The organism is Falsiroseomonas sp. RANM36, from assembly GCF_056682175.1.
In genome coordinates, this window is record NZ_JBWXTD010000003.1 from 1,670,821 (window position 1) to 1,672,654 (window position 1,834).

2 protein-coding genes are annotated in these 1,834 nt (G+C 74.8%); both read left to right on the forward strand.

What is annotated here, in order from left to right:
- Positions 1-452 (forward strand): LbetaH domain-containing protein (locus AC1MIR_RS12940; RefSeq protein WP_480028560.1); only part of this gene is annotated, 452 nt, incomplete at its 5' end.
- Between the two features lie 83 nt (positions 453-535).
- A partial coding sequence (locus AC1MIR_RS12945; RefSeq protein WP_480028561.1) for a hypothetical protein occupies positions 536-1,834 on the forward strand: 1,299 nt, incomplete at its 3' end.

The following is a 1,834-nucleotide window of genomic DNA, read 5'->3' on the forward strand; positions in this document are numbered from 1 at the left end:
GCCGGTGCGGGGGGCGGGGGGCGCCGCGGGGGGGGGGCGGCCCCGGGGGGGGCGGGGCGCCCCCCGGGGCGGGGCTGGCCGCGCCGGGCCTCGGCGCGGTGGTGGCGATCGCCGACAACGCCACGCGCGCCCGTCTCGCCGCGTTCTGCCGCGCGCAGGGCGTCGCCCTGCCCCCCCAGGTGCATCCCGCCGCGCTGGTCTCGCCGAGCGCGCGCATCGCGGAGGGCGCGCAGGTCATGGCCCGCGCCGTGATCGGGCCGCTGGCCGGGATCGGCGCCCTGGCGCTGGTCAACACCGGCGCGATCGTCGAGCACGACGCCACGGTGGCGGAGGCGGCGCATGTCGGGCCGGGCGCCGTGGTCTGCGGCTTCGCGCGGATCGGCGCGCAGGCCGTGGTCGCGGCGGGGGCGGTGGTGCCGGCCGGCGGCGCGGTCGCCGCGGCTGCACGCTGAAGCGCACCCCACCCCCTCTCGCTTTCCATCGCGACACGTTCCATTCTCCGCCGCAGAACAAATCTACAGGGGGGAGACCGCACGTGATCAGAAAGATGCAGCGCGCCGCACTGGCGGCTGCCATGCTTGCGCTGCCCGGCGCCGCCATGGCCGACCCGGTCTCGATCCTCTTCGTCGGCAACAGCTACACCTTCGGCCGCGTGGACCCGGTGCTGTCCTACAACGCCGCCAATGTGCGCGACCTGACGGCGCCGACGCAGCCCGGCTTCTCGAACACGCAGGGCTCCAACCCCTATGAGCCGCATCCCTGGGGCGGCGTGCCGGGCATCTTCAAGATGCTGACCACCCAGGCCGGGCTCGACTACGACGTCGCGCTCTCGACCCGCAACGCCGCCTCGCTGCGCGGGCAGTTCCTCAACACCAACCCGGCCGGCTGGGACCTGCGCGGCAATGTCGCTTCCCAGCGATGGGACCGGCTGGTGCTGCAGGAGCTGAGCGACGGGCCGCTGCCGGTCGGCACCACCGGCAATGCCCGGCCCGGCTCCTTCGCGATGTACGCGACCCAGTTCGCCGAATATGCCCGCAGCCAGGGCGGCGACCGCAGCTTCACCGAGACGCAGCTCTTCGGCTCCACCCAGGCCTGCCGCGACGCCACCGGCAATTCCGCCAACACCTGCAACAACACGGTGCGCAACGTCCCGGGCAATCCGAACACGAACCCGGACACGCAGGTCTATCTCTACCAGACCTGGGCGCGGCCGAACCTGATCGAGGGCGGCTTCCGCACCACCACCGATGACACCACCGGCGATGTCACCCGCACCGACACGCCGATCACCGGCCCCTATCCGGCGGCCGACGGGCTCGAGCGCATGACGGAGGACCTGCGCGCCTCCTATGCCGCCGTGCTGGCCGCGCGCCCTGACCTCTTCGCCGACATCGCGCCGGTGGGCGAGGCCTTCCTCGCCGCCGTGCGGAAGGGCATCGCCACGCGCAACATGTTCGCCCCCGACGCGGCGACCGACGGCCTGATCGACCTCTGGTTCGACGACGGCACGCATGCCAGCAAGTGGGGCTCCTATCTCAGCGCGCTGACCATCTACGGCACCGTCACCGGCCGCGATCCGCGGATGTTCGGCCGCGGCGAGCAGGCGGCGCGCGACCTCGGCATCAGCGCGCGGGAAGCGGTGCTGCTGCAGCGCATCGCGGCGGAGAGCATCGGCCTGCCGGTGCCCGCGCCCGGCGCGGCGCCGCTGATGCTGGTGGGCCTGCTCGGCCTGGGCGCGCTGCGGCGGCGCGGGCGCCGGCACGCGGCGGGCGGACGGGCGGGCGGCCGCCCGGCGCGCGCCAACCCAAGTGCTGGGGCCCGGGGGGGGGGCCCG